General features: G+C 63.9%; 17 protein-coding genes. 3 read left to right on the plus strand and 14 right to left on the minus strand.

All coding sequences use genetic code 11. From position 1 onward, the window contains the following. Position 1 precedes the first annotated feature (1 nt). Genes ACZYR5_RS09005 through ACZYR5_RS09065 form a run of 13 tightly spaced genes read right to left on the minus strand, consistent with a single transcriptional unit; the run spans position 2 to position 11,979 of the window. The gene (locus tag ACZYR5_RS09005) at positions 2 to 1,162 is read right to left on the minus strand and encodes a sodium:proton antiporter (RefSeq protein WP_489089529.1); all 1,161 of its coding nucleotides are present in this window, start codon (positions 1,160 to 1,162) and stop codon (positions 2 to 4) included. Then, positions 1,159 to 3,498: an MMPL family transporter gene (locus ACZYR5_RS09010; RefSeq protein ID WP_489089299.1), complete on the minus strand. Its 2,340-nt coding sequence runs from the start codon at positions 3,496 to 3,498 to the stop codon at positions 1,159 to 1,161. The genes ACZYR5_RS09005 and ACZYR5_RS09010 overlap by 4 nt, the downstream gene beginning before the upstream one ends. Beyond that, positions 3,482 to 4,138, minus strand: coding sequence for an outer membrane lipoprotein carrier protein LolA (locus ACZYR5_RS09015; RefSeq protein ID WP_489089300.1), 657 nt, complete (start codon positions 4,136 to 4,138; stop codon positions 3,482 to 3,484). Before ACZYR5_RS09015 ends, ACZYR5_RS09010 begins: the two co-directional genes overlap by 17 nt. Next, a complete protein-coding gene (locus tag ACZYR5_RS09020; RefSeq protein WP_489089301.1) occupies positions 4,132 to 4,560 on the minus strand; it encodes an acyl-CoA thioesterase in 429 nt (142 codons plus the stop codon). The genes ACZYR5_RS09015 and ACZYR5_RS09020 overlap by 7 nt, the downstream gene beginning before the upstream one ends. Next, complete coding sequence (locus tag ACZYR5_RS09025) at positions 4,553 to 6,097, minus strand: HAL/PAL/TAL family ammonia-lyase (RefSeq protein WP_489089302.1); 1,545 nt, start codon at positions 6,095 to 6,097, stop codon at positions 4,553 to 4,555. The genes ACZYR5_RS09020 and ACZYR5_RS09025 overlap by 8 nt, the downstream gene beginning before the upstream one ends. Next, on the minus strand, positions 6,078 to 7,025 hold the full coding sequence (locus ACZYR5_RS09030; protein ID WP_489089303.1) for a lysophospholipid acyltransferase family protein: 948 nt from the start codon (positions 7,023 to 7,025) through the stop codon (positions 6,078 to 6,080). Before ACZYR5_RS09030 ends, ACZYR5_RS09025 begins: the two co-directional genes overlap by 20 nt. Continuing rightward, positions 7,022 to 7,756, minus strand: a complete 735-nt coding sequence (locus ACZYR5_RS09035; protein WP_489089304.1) for a glycosyltransferase family 2 protein — start codon at positions 7,754 to 7,756, stop codon at positions 7,022 to 7,024. Before ACZYR5_RS09035 ends, ACZYR5_RS09030 begins: the two co-directional genes overlap by 4 nt. Further along, positions 7,749 to 9,431 (minus strand): ApeI family dehydratase, encoded by a 1,683-nt coding sequence (locus ACZYR5_RS09040; RefSeq protein WP_489089305.1) that lies wholly within the window; start codon positions 9,429 to 9,431, stop codon positions 7,749 to 7,751. The genes ACZYR5_RS09035 and ACZYR5_RS09040 overlap by 8 nt, the downstream gene beginning before the upstream one ends. Then, positions 9,428 to 9,973: a COG4648 family protein gene (locus ACZYR5_RS09045; protein WP_489089306.1), complete on the minus strand. Its 546-nt coding sequence runs from the start codon at positions 9,971 to 9,973 to the stop codon at positions 9,428 to 9,430. The genes ACZYR5_RS09040 and ACZYR5_RS09045 overlap by 4 nt, the downstream gene beginning before the upstream one ends. Continuing rightward, the gene (locus ACZYR5_RS09050; RefSeq protein WP_489089307.1) at positions 9,970 to 10,224 is read right to left on the minus strand and encodes an acyl carrier protein; all 255 of its coding nucleotides are present in this window, start codon (positions 10,222 to 10,224) and stop codon (positions 9,970 to 9,972) included. The genes ACZYR5_RS09045 and ACZYR5_RS09050 overlap by 4 nt, the downstream gene beginning before the upstream one ends. A gap of 9 nt (positions 10,225 to 10,233) precedes the next feature. Further along, positions 10,234 to 10,494: a phosphopantetheine-binding protein gene (locus ACZYR5_RS09055; RefSeq protein WP_489089308.1), complete on the minus strand. Its 261-nt coding sequence runs from the start codon at positions 10,492 to 10,494 to the stop codon at positions 10,234 to 10,236. Then, entirely contained in the window at positions 10,475 to 11,284 is an 810-nt protein-coding gene (locus ACZYR5_RS09060; protein WP_489089309.1) for a lysophospholipid acyltransferase family protein, read from the minus strand. Before ACZYR5_RS09060 ends, ACZYR5_RS09055 begins: the two co-directional genes overlap by 20 nt. Next, on the minus strand, positions 11,260 to 11,979 hold the full coding sequence (locus ACZYR5_RS09065; RefSeq protein WP_489089310.1) for a beta-ketoacyl synthase chain length factor: 720 nt from the start codon (positions 11,977 to 11,979) through the stop codon (positions 11,260 to 11,262). Before ACZYR5_RS09065 ends, ACZYR5_RS09060 begins: the two co-directional genes overlap by 25 nt. A gap of 325 nt (positions 11,980 to 12,304) precedes the next feature. Between ACZYR5_RS09065 and ACZYR5_RS09070 the strand changes: the two genes are divergently transcribed. Further along, on the plus strand, positions 12,305 to 13,075 hold the full coding sequence (locus ACZYR5_RS09070; protein ID WP_489089311.1) for a ParA family protein: 771 nt from the start codon (positions 12,305 to 12,307) through the stop codon (positions 13,073 to 13,075). A 14-nt stretch (positions 13,076 to 13,089) separates the two neighbouring features. On the opposite strand, the gene trxC is transcribed toward ACZYR5_RS09070, so the two are convergent. Beyond that, on the minus strand, positions 13,090 to 13,524 hold the full coding sequence (trxC, locus tag ACZYR5_RS09075) for a thioredoxin TrxC (protein ID WP_489089312.1): 435 nt from the start codon (positions 13,522 to 13,524) through the stop codon (positions 13,090 to 13,092). Between the two features lie 192 nt (positions 13,525 to 13,716). Here trxC and ACZYR5_RS09080 point away from each other — a divergent pair, with 192 nt between their 5' ends. Together ACZYR5_RS09080 and ACZYR5_RS09085 are read left to right on the plus strand one after the other, a co-directional pair. After that, a complete protein-coding gene (locus ACZYR5_RS09080) occupies positions 13,717 to 14,013 on the plus strand; it encodes a type II toxin-antitoxin system HigB family toxin (protein WP_489089313.1) in 297 nt (98 codons plus the stop codon). Further along, positions 14,010 to 14,411, plus strand: a complete 402-nt coding sequence (locus ACZYR5_RS09085; RefSeq protein ID WP_489089314.1) for a helix-turn-helix domain-containing protein — start codon at positions 14,010 to 14,012, stop codon at positions 14,409 to 14,411. The genes ACZYR5_RS09080 and ACZYR5_RS09085 overlap by 4 nt, the downstream gene beginning before the upstream one ends. Positions 14,412 to 14,415: the final 4 nt, after the last annotated feature.

Consider the following 14,415-nt stretch of genomic DNA (forward strand, 5'->3'; position numbering starts at 1 on the left):
TTCAGTGTGGGACACGTGGACTCCTTGGCGCAGCGGCCGTGTTCAGGGGCGCGCGATGCAGGCCGAGCAGGGCCGGCAGCAGCGTCGCGGCGAGGCCCATCAGCATCAGCGCGAAGTACAGCGCGCCACTGATGAGCTGTTGTTGCAGCAACAGATTTAGAAAGAGGATTTCGCTCAAGCCGCGAATGTTCAGCAGCACGCTTTCACGCCAGCGGCTGGCGCCGGTGAAAGATTTTCCGGCCCAACCCAGGCCGAGCCAGTTGCCCAGCAGTTTGCTGGCAATCGGCAGCAGCAACAGGGCCGCCAGTTGCAGCCAGCCGAGGCTGTCGAGGGCGCTGTGCACGTTGATCTGCACAATGCCGAAGGTGAGGATCAGCGGAATCGCGAGCCAGGTCTGCAGGGCGGTCATGAGGGCGGCGGGCAGGGGCAGCACGAACGGCACCTTCAGGGTCGCCATGCACAGCAGGTAACCGATGCCCAGAATCAACGCGTTGAGCCGGTAGTGTTCGGCCACCACCAGCAGCGCGAAGAAGCACACGCAGTAGACCAGCGGCCGGCGCAGGCCGAGCAGACGCAACAGCAGCGGCGTGCAGCCGGCCAGCAGTGGCAGCAACAGGCTGCTCAGGTGCAGGCTGCCTTGGGCCAGGGCGAACAGGGTCCAGCAGGTCAGGTCGATCAGGATTGCGGTTTGTACCAGGCGCCGAGTGGCTGCCGGCGGATAGTTGATATGCCGCAGGTACAGGTACAGCACCGGAATCGCAGTAATGGCGAACAGCAGGCCGACCGCCAACGAGCTGATCCACGGCTGCGCTGGCAATAGCCAGACCGCGGTAGCCAGGCCGCAGGCGAAGGGGATGGCGAAACTTGGCAGGGCGATTTTCAGGCTCTGGCGATCCAGGCGCAGGTCGATCACGTCGCTCAGGATATGCCCCAGCAACAGGGCGAACGCCAGGCTGTAGAGGTTTTTCAGCCAGCTCGGGGCGATCAGGTCGGCGCCGCTGAGGTGCCAGCCGGGCTCGATCCAGAAGTACATCAGCAGCGGCAGGCCGAAGGTTGCCAGCAGCAACTGGCTGACGATTGGAATCAGGCCGAAATGCTTGCCGATACGGGTCGCCAGGGCGAACAGCGCCAGGGCCAGTAGCCAGAACAGGATGATCATCAGGCTGCCGGCTCCGTAACGGGCGCGACATGCACCTGGCGTCCGGCCCAGGGCGCGAGCATGAAGCTGAACATTAGGCCCAGGCTCACCGACAGGCCGAAGTTGCTCACCGCCGGGGTGCTGGAAACGGCCAACAGGCCGAACGACAGCCAGGTGGTCAGCGCCGCCAGCAGGGTGCCCAACAGGCTCACGGCGGCGCCGCCGATCTGCTCGCGCATGAGGATCGCGTAGTCGACACTGATGGCCGTGACCAGCAGCAGGCCGAACAGGCTGAACAGCGTCAGTGGTTGTCCCAGCCAGCCGAGGCTGGCCAGGCTGCACAGGGCGGCGAGCAGCGGCAGGGCGACGATTCGCGTGGCACCGCCGAGCCCGAACGGCAGGACCAGCACCAGGATGATCAGCACGCAGGATGCGAGCTTGAGTTCGGCGGCGCTGACCTGGGTCGCGGCAAAGACTTTGTTCAAATCACCGAGGCGATCCTCCAGCTCTACGCCAGGCAAGTCCAGGGCCTCCAAGCGCAGCAGCGCAGAATCGTTGAGGCCTTGCAGGCTCACGGTGGCGGCCACGCCGTCGGCCGTCTGGCCCAGCCACAGCATGCGATAGGGTTCGGCCAAGGGGCCTTGTAGCGCGGCGTCGATGTCTTCGTCGGGGAGTGCCTGCAACGCGGCCAGTTCGGTTTGCAAGGCTGCCTGCGGCACGCCGAGTTGCAGCAGCGGCTGCCAGTGCTCTGGCAGCTTGGCCAGGGCCTCGCGCAGGCGTTGCTGGTCGGCGGGCGGGCTGAGCAGTTGATCAAGGCTCAGGAAGCCTTCGAGTTTGTCCAGGGCGACCAATTGCTGCAGGCGTTCACTTAATGCGTGCAGGCGTTCGAGCAATTGCGACTGGTCGGCGGCGCGCACCAGGAAGAACTGGCTGGTGGGCTTGTAGCCGGTAATCTGCGCGATGGTCCGTGCATCATTGGTCAGTTGCTCGGGGGTGCCGACCCACTGGCGGATGTCGTTGTGAGTGCGCAGTTGCAGCAGTCCGCCCACACAGAAGGCCAACAGCAGGGCGAGCAGCAGCGGGGTGCGCAGGTGCTTGAGCAGGGCTTCACGCAGATTGAGCAAGGCCTCGCAGATGCGCAGCGGCCATTGCGCTGGGCGCAACTCGACCCCCTTGAGCAGTGCCGGCAACAGGCACACCGCCGACAGGTAGGCGCCGAGCAGTCCGGCGGCGGAGAACACGGCGATCTGGGTCAGGGCCGGGAAGGGCGTCCAGGCCAGCGCCAGGTAACCGATGCAACTGGTGATCAGGCTCAGGGTCAGCCCGGGCAGGGTCAGGCGCAGGGCCGGCCAGCTGCGCCAGGGTTTCAGGCTCCAACTCTTGGACAGGTAATGCAGCGGGTAGTCCACCGCCACGCCAATCAGGCTCGAGCCGAGCACCAGGGTCATGACATGCATGCGCCCGAACAGCGCCACGCAGGCCACCGCGCCGAACAGCATGCCCACCAGCACCGGCACAAACGCCAGCAGCACCCGCCAGCGCCGGAACGCCAGCAACAGCAGGAGCAGGATCCCCACCGTCGCACCGCCACCGACCCAGGTGATTTCCCGGGTGGCTTGCTGCTGACCGGCCGCGGCATACAGCAGACCGCTGGCCGCCAGCAGTTGCACGTCGTCGGTGGCTGCTTGTTCGCGGCTACGTTCCAGTAGCCCGGCGACTTGCAGCGGCAGGTTCATGTCGAAAGCGTCGCCACGGGTGCGTGCGCGCAGCAGCACCCAACTCTTGCCGTCGGCATCGGCGATCAACGCGCCGCTGCCCAGGTCCAGTTGCACCGTGCCGCGCCGCGGCTGGCTGTTCTGGATGCGCCCGGTCAGACCCAGCCAGTCGTCCTGGCTGGGCACCAGGCTGAAGCTGCCGAAGGGGTCGAACAAGGCTTGCACCCGTTGCTCGATAAAGGCCTCGGGGTGCTCGATCAACTGCTCTCGGTCTCCCGCCGAGAGCATCGCCAGGCGCCCGTGCAGCAACTGCTCACGCAGGGCCGGCAAGTCGGCCTGCAGGTTCCACTGGACCTTTTCGAACAAGCCGCTGGCCTGCCATTGCTCGCCGAGGGTTTGCGCAGTGCGAATCGCCTGATTGCGATCCTGATGACCGACCAGCACCAGCATTTCCCGGTTCAGCGGCTCCTGCATGCGCTGTTCGGCGCGCAATTGCAGGGCGTCAGGGCTGGTGCCGGGAGCCAGTTCCAGCAGGTTGGCGGACAGCGGCGGGCCATCGCGCCATTGCCAGGCGCCCAGCGCGACAACGGCCAGCAACAGACTGATGAACAGCCAGGGCAGGCTGCGCTCATTGGGCAAAGTCATGTTGCTCCGCGTCGCTCAAGGGTTGGCTGTCGGTGCTGTCGAGCATGCGCAGCACGGTGCTGTCGCCCTGGGTTTCCAGCAGTTCGATGCGTTGCACCAGGGCGCCACCGTCGATATTGATCTGCTTGAACACCTGTTGCAGCAGCAGCGAGCGCGGGGTCAGGGTCAGGCTCCAGTGTCGTGCGTCGCCGTTCAAGGCCAGTTCGAAATCCCGCTGCAGGCCGCTGCTGTCACCTTGCAGCACGGCCAGGAACAAACGGTTCTGTTCGGCACCGGCACTTTTGCCGGGCAACAGTTGCCAGGCAGCGCCTTCACGTCGGGCAATGCCTTGCGCGGTGATGCGGTAATCCTGTTGCAGCGGGGTCTTCAACAGCCACAACAGGCCGTGATCCCTGGCGAGGACGAAGCTGCCTTTACTGGTCAACGGCTGTGGCAGGGCTCGCAGGTGTTTTTCCTGGACGAAGTTGCCGTGGATCACCGCGGGTTTGGCCAACTGCTCGCTCAACTGCTGCAAATCGAAGGCCTGGGCCAAGGCTGGCATCAACAGCGCAATCACCACGACCCCTGTAGGAGCGAGCCTGCTCGCGAAAAACCCAAGAACACCCCGGACTACCTGGCTCTCCAACACCAGCCTCAGCATTTCAAAGCCCTCTCCACGGCATCAATCAACACCTTGGGCGACACCAACTGCATCTCCCGGCTCTCCAACGCCACTGCCACCTGCACGGTACTCGCGCGGGTCAACCGTTCACCGCTGGCCAGGTCGCTGATCAGGTAGTTGATCTTCAGCCGGTTCTCCCATTCCACCAGGCTGGCGCGCACATTCAGCTCCTGGCCAAACACCGCGCCGCGCACATAGCGCAGCTGCAGGTCGATCACCGGCCAGGCATAGCCGGCTTCCTGCATGGCCAGGTAGTTGTGGCCGAGCTGGTCGAGCAGGGCGCAGCGCGCGACCTCCAGGTACTTCACGTAATGCCCGTGCCAGACCACGTGCATGCTGTCGACGTCAAAGAACGGCACGCGGATCTGCGTGTCGCTGTGCAGCACTCCTTTGCTACGCATGCAACCTCCAGTGTTGTTCGCCGATGCGTTGCAGGCACAGGCGCAGATCGCCCTCCAGGGCGCGGTCTTCGATCACCGGCGCGAAATCCTTGCCAAGCGCCTCGTGCATGGCGGCCAGGGCCGGTGGCAATGGCCGAGTATCTTCGGCCTGACTGCGCAGCCAGACGCCCTGATTGGCCGCGAGCAAGGTGGCTGCGGCGACCTGCTCGGTCAGCTCCAGCACCCGTAGCGCATCGCGGGCGGCAATGGTGCCCATGCTCACTTTGTCCTGGTTATGACACTCGGTGGAGCGCGAGAACACACTGGCCGGCAGGGTGTTTTTCAGCGCTTCGGCGGTCCAGGCGCTGGCGCCGATCTGCACTGCCTTGAAGCCGTGGTTGAGCATCGCCCGCTCGGCGCTGGCGCCGGACAGGTTGCTCGGCAGCCCGTGGTTGTAGCGCTCGTCGACCAGCAGCGCGAGTTGCCGGTCGAGCAGGTCGGCGACGTTGGCCACGAGGTTTTTCAGGCTGTCCATGGCGAAGGCGATATGCCCGCCGTAGAAGTGCCCACCGTGCAGGACGCGCTCGGCCTCGGCGTCGATGATCGGGTTGTCGTTGGCGCTGTTGAGTTCGATCTCGATGAACGAGCGCAGCCAGTTCAGGCTGTCTGCCAACACGCCCAGCACATGCGGTGCGCAACGCAGGGAATAGCGGTCCTGCAGGCGGTGCAGCGGGGCGGTGGGGGCGTTGATCGCCAGGTCCGCGCGTAGCCAGGCGGCGACCTGCATTTGCCCGGGATGGGGCTTGGCGGCGAACAGGCGCTCGTCGAAATGTTCCGGATTGCCTTGCAGCGCGACCACGTTCAACGCGGTGATGCGCGTGGCCAGTTGCAGCAGGTAGTCGGCGCGGGCGAAGGCCAGGCAGGCCAAGCCGGTCATCACCGCCGTGCCATTCATAAGCGCCAGGGCTTCCTTGGGGCGCAGCACCAGCGGCGTCCAGCCCAGTTGTTGATGGACCTCGGCGGATGTGCGGCGCTCACCGCGAAACAGCACTTCACGCTCACCCGAGAGTGTCGCCGCGACGTAGGACAGCGGCGTCAGGTCGCCGCTGGCACCCACCGAACCTTCCTCCGGGATCAGCGGCAAAATGTCCTGTTCGAGGAACGCCTGCAGGCGCTCCAGCAACTCGACGCGAACCCCGGAGACGCCCTGGCACAGCGACTGCAAACGCGCCGCCAGCACCGCGCGGGTGGCTGCCGGGTCGAGCAGCTTGCCGAGGCCGCAGCCATGGAAGGTGTACAGGTGACGGGGCAGGGCCTCGACGTGCTGCAGGGGCACGGCGACCACGCAGGAATCGCCGTAGCCGGTGGTCACGCCGTAGATCACCCCTTCCTTGTCCAGCAGCGAATCGAGGAAGCGCGCACCCTTGGCGATGCGCTCGCGGAACGCGGCGTCTGCTTGCAGGCGAGCCGGTGCCTGCTGCCGGGCCAGGGCCAGCACGTCTTCGATGCGCAAAGGGAGTTCGCCGAAGGTGATCGGCTCAAGCGTTGGCGTCGTCATCGGTCTTCCAGAAAGGGTAGAAATTGAACCACTGTTGGGGCGCTTCGAGGCAATAGTGACCCAGCCGCTCGGCGTAGCGCGAAGCCCACTGATGAATGACCTGCTCGCGCTCACTGCGTTTCCAGACCACCGCAGCGGCAAAGGGTTCAAGGCTCAGTCGATAGCCGCCGGAGGGTTTTTTCAGGCACAGCAGCAGGTTCACCGGGCATTTCAGCAGCCCGGCCAGCAGCCACGGGCCCTGGGGAAAGGCGGCCGGGTGTCCGAGGAAGTCCACTGTCACGCTGCGCCCGCCATGCAGGGGTACGCGGTCGCCGGCAATCGCCAGCCATTCGCCGCGCTCCAGGCGCTCGTGCAGTTGCAGCATGATCAGCGGGTCGAGCTCGCTGACCTGGATCAGTCGCAGGTTGGTCGCCCCGGCCTCGCCCAGCAGGCGGTTGAACTGTTCGGCGTGCTTGGTGTGCACCAGCACGTTCATGGTGACCCGTTCACCGATCTCCGCCAGCGCGCGGCAGACTTCGAGATTGCCCAGGTGCGCGCCGACCAGCAGTTGCCCGCGAGCGCCGCGCAGTTGCGTGCGCAGCAAGGCCGGGTCGTTGATCTCGATCTGCTCGATGCCCAGCTTGCGATTCCACACGTCGAGCTTGTCGAGCATCGAGTCGGCGAAGGCCATGAACTGGCCGAACACCCGCCAATGACTGGGGCGCAAGTCGTCGCGCCCGCTCCAGTCGGCCAGGCGTTGCTGGTAGTGCCAGATGCTCTGGCGAGCGTTGCGGCCGAACAGGAAAAAGTACAGCACGATACCGTAGAGCAGCGGGCTGAGCAGGCGACGGCCGAGGACTCTGGCGGCGAGCGCGGTGAATTTCATCAGCCAGAAACTGCCGCGCTCCTCGCGGTCGGCCCAGTGCTGCTTGTCCAGCGGACGATTCATGCTCGGCACCGGCGCCAGAGGATCACCGGCAAGCGCAGCAACATGCCGAAGAACAGCCGGGTGTGCATGCTGGAAATCAGTACGTTGTCGTGGAACAGGCGGAAATGCGAAACGCCGTCCAGCGGGTAATGGACCCGGGTCTGCAGCCATTGCATGGGCTGATTGCGCCAGGCCAGGCGCACCAGGATGTCCGAGTCGAAGTCCATGCGCTTGCCGATGTTGGCTGCGGCGATCAGGGCCAGGGTCGGCGGCAGCGGGTACACGCGAAAGCCGCACATCGAGTCGCGAATCTGCAGGGACAGGGTGTTGATCCAGACCATCACGTGGGTGAGGTAGCGGGCGTACAAACGGCCCTTGGGCACGCTGGCGTCGTACAGCGGATAGCCGCAGATCAGCGCGTCGGGGTGGCGTCTTGAGTGGTCGATGAATCGCGCCACGTCCTGCAAATCGTGCTGACCATCGGCATCGACCTGCAGGGCATGGCTGAAGCCCAGGCGCGAGGCTTCGCGCAGACCGCACATGACCGCCGCGCCCTTGCCCTGATTGCTCGCGAGCCGCACCAGGAACACCTTATCGCGCTTGCTCAAACGGTCGAGTTCCCGGGCGCAAGCAAGGTCGCTGGCATCGTCCACCAGGATGCATGGCAGCTCATTGGCCAGCAGCGCATCGACCACGGTCGCAATCGCGCCTTCGTGGTTGTAGACCGGAATCACCGCGCAGGGGTTATGCATCATCCGCCGCCTTGAGCAGAATCCGCCCGCTGGAGCAGGTGGTCGTGGCGTTGCGGTAGGTGAAGTACAACTTGCCGCGAGCGGCATCGAAGCGCAGGTGCAACTGGATTTCATCGCCGGGGCGCACCAATTGCTGGAACTTCAACACTTCCATGCCGGCGAAGGTGTGCGGCAGGTCCATCAGTTGCTGGCCCAGGTGCATGGCCCAGTCCACTTGCACCACGCCGGGTAGCACCGGGGCTTGCGGGAAGTGCCCCGTGAAATAGGCGAGGTCGGGAGGCACGGCCAGTTGCAGGTTCCATTCACCCTCGGTGCAGGACTGCTCGAGGACTTCCGGGGCCTTGGTGCGTGGCGCCAGCAGCAGGGCGTCGACCTCGCGCTGGGGCAGTTTGCCCTGGGCGTTCAAGGGCAGTTGTCGCAGCAGGCGCCAGCGCCGCGGCAGGGCCAGGGTTTCGCAATGCTGGCTGAGGTGCTGGCGCAGCGCCTGGGTCAGGCCGCGGCGCCCGCCATTGCGCAGCGCATGCATGCCCGCGTCGCTCAACACCAGCAAGGCACCGAGTGACGCGCGGTTTTCCTGGACCACCCCCAAACGCGCCTCGGCGACCCAGGGATGAGTGAGCAAGGCGTTTTCCAGCATGGGCAGCGAGATGCGTTTTTCTTCCAGCTTGACGATGCGATCCAGCCGGCCCAGCAGTTCGAAACGGCCATCAGCCGCGATGCGCGCGGCATCAGCCGTGTGTTCGATGTGTCCGACTGGCAAGTAAGGCGAGGCGATCAGCAGGGCGCCATCGCTGTCCTGGCTCAGCGTGATTCCGGCGAAGGGCTGCCACAATGGCTGGCCCTGACGCCAGGCGATGCCGCCGGTTTCCGAGCTGCCGAGAATTTCCGTCGGCCATTGTTGCAAGCGCTCATGCAGGCTTTGCGCAGCGGAGTCGGGCAGGGCGCCACCGGAGGAGAACACCCGGCGTACCGCGCTCAGCGCCGGCCAATCGAGGTTGTCACCCATGCGCTTGAGCAACGCCGGGCTGGCGACCCAGGCAAACGCTGGGTGTTCACGGCTGGCGCGTTGCAGGTCTTCCGGGAAGGCCAACTGCCGGCGCACGAATGGGCGTCCGGCGCACAGCGGCCAGAGCACCCGGAACAGCAGGCCGTAGATGTGTTGCGTGGCGACGCTGCCGATCAGGCAGGCGTCGCCCAGGTCGGCGCCCCACAGCTGCTCCAGGGCGTCGACTTCGTTGGCCAGTTGGCGCAGGGATTTATCGATGCGCTTGGGTTCGCCGGTGGAGCCGGAGGTGCACAGGCTCAACTGGCAGCGGTCGAGGTCCAGCGCTGCCGGCGCAAGGGGCTCGCCGAGGCAGGCGGCCAGGTGGGCATCGCCGGGTTGGTCGGTCAGCCACAGGTCGACGTCGCTCGACCAGCGTTGCCGGGTTTGCGCCTGCAGGTCGGCGGGCAGCAGCACGCCCACCCCGGCCCGCCAGGCGCCGAGCAGGGCGATCGCCAGGTCGGCGGCGTCTTCCAGGTGCACGGCAATGCGCTGCACGCCCTGGGCCTGCAGATGGGCCGCCAGGCTCAGGGCCTGTTCGCACAACTGGGTATGGTCCAGCGCCGGACTGTAGGTCACGGTTCGGGACGTTGGCGTCTTGAGCAGCAATTGCTCAAGTTTGATCCACTTCATGGCTGGCCTCGTAGCCGTTGTCGAATGAGCCACTCAATGGCAAACATCAGGCCGATCAACCCGTAGGAGATCAGGCCGGTATACAGCGCCCACCAACTCAGCGGCGCCCAGAGGGTCAGGGCGGCGGCGCACAAGCCGTTGCACAGGAAAAACACGCACCAGGCCCGCGTGACCTGGCGGGTATAGACAATTGCCCTGGGCGGCAACTGCGGCTCGCGCAGACGGGCCAGGCGTTCGACCATGGGTGGGCCAACTTTCAGGCTGGCGGCGAACAGCCCCAGCAGCAGCATGCTGATCAGCACCGGGTACCAGCGCAGCAGAGCCGGGCTGTCGAACAGTGCCAGCAATAGGCAGAAAACAATGACCGCTCCGGCCATCCACAGGCTGCCTGGCTGGCGTTTACCGGCCAGGGCCTTGGCCAGCCATAGGCTGCCCAGCAGCAACGCGAACTGCCATGGGGCGAAATGCGCCATGCCGTAATACACCGCAAAGGGGTACAGCAGGCCCGCGAGCAGCAGGCCAAGGCCGATCAATTGGCTCATGCGGTTGGTTGAACCAGACGGTAGACCGCCTCGACCACATCGCCGACGGTGCGCACCGACTTGAACTCTTCGGCGGCGATTTTCTTGCCGGTCTGGCGCTTGATGTGGTCAATCAGGTCAACGGCATCGATGCTGTCGATTTCCAGGTCCTGATACAGGTTGGATTCCAGGCTCACGCGCGCCGGGTCCAGTTCAAAAAGCTCGACCAGGGCATCGCGAAGGGTGTTGAAAATATCGTCACGAGTTTGCATGGTCCGGTCTCAAGCTGCCTGTTTAGCGGTGACGAATGCCGCAAGGCTCGCCACGTTGCTGAAGTGATCGCGGGTGTCCTTGGCGTCGGCATCGATCTTGATGCCGTACTTTTTCTGGATGGCCAGGCCCAGTTCCAGCGCATCTACCGAGTCCAGGCCCAGGCCCTCGCCGAACAGCGGGTCTTGATCGTTGATGTCGTCGACGCCGATGTCCTCCAGGCCCAGGGCATCGATGATCAGCTGTTTCAAATCACGGTTCAGATCGCTCATCTGTGGCGAGCTCCTTGATGTAGTAGTGGTGCAAATAGTCGTTGAGCTTGCGCGAGGCCTGCGGTGCAGAGCCTGTGCCGGCAAACGCCTGCGGGTCGATATCAGTGCCGACGCGAATGCTGAAGTGCACGCGACGGGCGGGAATGCGGTACCAGGGCTCGGCCTTGGTCAGGGTGCTGGGGCTGACCTTGATGATCACCGGCGTCAGCACGCTCGCACCGCGCAGCGCAATCGACGCGCCGCCACGGTGGAACACCGGCGGCTGGCCGGGCTGGGTGCGGGTACCTTCGGGAAAAATGATCAGGGTCTGGCCGTGTTTCAGGGCGTCGGCTGCAGTGTCGAGCATGTCCATGCTGCCATCGTTGCTGATGTAGTCGCTGCAGCGTAGCGGAGTGCCGGTGAAAGGATTGTCCCACAGGCTTTGCTTGACCACGCAGTTGGCGTGGCGCACCAGGCCGATGAGGAACACCACGTCGATCAGCGACGGGTGGTTGGCCATGATCATTTGTCCCGGACGGCCCAGTCGCTCCGCGCCCTGGATCTCGTAGGTCAGTACGCCGGTGCGAGCCATGAAGCGCACGAAGCACCAGAACAGCCAGCTGACGGTACGGCGTGCCCGCTGACGATGGGTGTAGGCATCACCGGGCAGCCACCCCAGCACGGGAAAAACCACCAGGCGCAGGCACAGGCCGCCCAACCCGAACAGGGCAAAGCTTGCGGCGGTCGCCAGCAGCCGCCAGTAGTAGGCGTCGCGGTTTTTTTCGGTCACGGGTTGCGTTGCCAGGTCCATACACGATTTTTCCAGGCATGTTGGCAGGTGGTCTCCTGGCCGAGCAGGGTACGCAGCACGTTCAGCGCGTGCGGCCAGTGGCGTTTGGACAACGAATCGGGCGCGCTGTTCAGGGTCAGCTGCCAGTCATTTCCGGGAGTTATCAACAGGCCGACAGCATAGGGGAAAGGCACGTCGTCGATCCACGGCGAGTAGGCCTCGGGTGGCTGGTCTTCGCTGATCACCAGCAAGACCGCCGGCGCGCCTTCGTCCAGCAGCGCCGCCGCTTCGAGCATGCCGTGCTCAAGGCCGTCACCGGCAGCGGCCAGGGCGGTCATTTCGCTGGTTTCGCCGCGCATGATCGACCACAGGCCGATGATTGCGTTATGCACCGACAGGCTGAAACCGGTGGGCGACAGCGGCTGCTCCCTGGCCAGGTCGCTGAGGATCTCGAAGGTGCGCGGGGTTTCACCGTGGCGCGAGACGAACACCAGGGGCAGGGCCTCGCGGCCTTCGGCCAGTGGCCAGCCGACGCTGAAGGCCATGCGGGCCAGGCGGCTGAGGCGGCGTCGCTGCATGGCGGGCAGGAAGGACACATCGGGTGCGCCATCGCTGCTCGCAAGCCGCACCGGTTGCCGGCTCCAGGCTTGCCAGTCGTCCACGCTTGCGAGCCCAGGGGCCCACGCGCGCCATTGGGCGATGCTGAATCTGATCACTTGAAATTCATCCCGCCCCTGCGGGCTGTCTTGACGCGGTGAGCCGCTTTGAATGGCCACTGAACTGGCGTGGCACGAGGGCCGAATGTCGCGCATTATCCCGGTGCCGTTGGTGTGTAGCAAACGTTGGTTACATTTTGTTCAATGGATGATGTGCGTTCTCAAGCGACTAATGTCTGCAGGATTTTTCCTCGGACAATTCATGAAATCGCTGATTTTTCCGAAGAGATTGCAAATGACTCTGTAGTCCGTATGCCGCCGAGGTAGCTAAGCAGCGTAGTCGGCTACTACACTCGATCATTCTTTGATACACGGAGGTTTTGCAATGCGGCGCGTGGTGTTCAATCAGAAAGGTGGGGTGGGCAAGTCCAGTATTGCCTGCAATCTGGCGGCGGTCAGTGCCAGCGAGGGGTATCGCACCCTGCTGGTGGATCTCGATGCCCAGGCCAACTCCACTCAATACCTCACGGGCCTGACCGGCGAAGATATCCCGATGGGCATTGCCGACTTTTTCAAGCAGACCCTGTCGTCCGGGCCGTTCTCCAAGAAAAACCGGGTGGATATCTACGAAACTCCGTTCGATAACCTGCACGTGATTACTGCTACGGCTGAACTGGCCGACTTGCAGCCCAAGCTCGAGGCCAAGCACAAGATCAACAAGCTGCGCAAACTGCTCGAAGAGTTGTCGGAAGATTACGACCGGATTTACCTCGACACCCCGCCAGCCCTGAATTTCTATGCGGTTTCCGCGTTGATCGCCGCTGATCGCGTATTGATCCCCTTCGACTGCGACAGTTTCTCGCGCCAGGCGCTATACGGCCTGATGGCGGAAATCGAAGAATTGAAAGAGGACCACAACGAAGATCTGCAGGTCGAAGGCATCGTGGTCAACCAGTTCCAGGCTCGCGCCAGTCTGCCTCAGCAGATGCTCGACGAGTTGATTGCCGAAGGCTTGCCGGTTCTTCCGGTGTACCTGGGCAGTTCGGTGCGGATGCGCGAATCGCACCAGGCCAACATGCCGTTGATCCACCTGGACCCTCGGCACAAGCTGACCCAGCAGTTCGTCGAGTTGCACAATCTGCTGGAGCATTCCTGAATAGCGGCTGCGCCTCAGATGCCCTGGCTACGCAGCCACGCCAGCAACTGAGGTAGCGGCAGCGCCCCGCTCTGGCGGGCCACTTCGCGGCCGTTCCTGAACAGGATCAGGCTGGGGATCGAACGGATCCCCAGTTGCGCCGACAACTGCTGATTGGTCTCGCTGTCGAGCTTGGCCAGCCGGCATTTACCCTGCAACTGCCCGGCCGCTTGCGCAAATATCGGCGCAAACGACTTGCATGGCCCGCACCAGTCAGCCCACACATCCACCAGCAACGGCAGGTCACCCTTGATCTGGCTGGCGTAATCGCCCTGCTTCAAATCGAAAGGTTTGTTCAACAGCACCTCGGCCTTGCAGCGCCCGCACTTTGGCTGGTCGCCCAGGCGTTCAGCGGGAATGCGGTTGAGGCCGTTGCAGTGCGGGCAGGGTATGAGCAGTGGGTCGGTCATGGCAGGGGTCCAATCAAAGGCGGATATCCCTTATCTGGAGACAAAGCCTGACAATTTCAATCGGGCTATACGGCATCCGCTGCCTAGGCTGATGAAACTCGAATCACCGTTGGTCAGTCTTGCGTTATCGCATCTTGCGATACTCGCAATCTGTGATTAACTAACCATAGCAAAGTGCGATAAGGAGATTGCATGCATGTGATTACCGAAAAGCGAATCTGGGAAGCCAAGGCGCAGTGGCCGCATTCAGCCACTGCATTGGATCAGTGGTACCGCCTGGTCAAGCGCAACAATCCTCGGGATTTCGCGCAATTGAAGGCGATGTTTCCGGCAACGGACCGGGTGGGTTCGCTGCATGTGTTCGACATCGGTGGCAACAAGCTGCGCCTTATTGCCGTGGTGCATTTCAAGGCGCAACGGCTGTATATCAAACAGGTGTTGGATCACCGTGAATATGACAAGGGAAAATGGAAGGAGGAGCGTCCATGAGCGTTCTGATCAAGCAAGCTGCGGAACACTGGCACTTCATTGCGCCACTGCTGCGCAAACCCAAGAATGAAGCGGATTACGACGTGCTGGTGACCGCCCTCGATGAACTGCTGGAGCTGGTGGGTGAGGACGAATCCAGCCCGCTCATGAGCCTGGTGGATATCCTCAGCGACTGGATCGAAGCCTACGACCAGCAGCACCGGCCAATGCCGCTGGCCAGTGGGGTGGATGCGTTGCGCTACATGATGCGCGAGCACGGCCTGAGCCAGAGCGAACTGCCCGGGGTCGGCGCGCAGTCGGTGGTCTCGGAAATCCTCAGCGGCAAGCGCCAGCTCAACCTGCGGCAGGTCCGCTGGTTGGCCGAGCGCTTCGGCGTGTCGGTCGAAACCTTTATCTGACGGC

The organism is Pseudomonas sp. F007, from assembly GCF_057814275.1.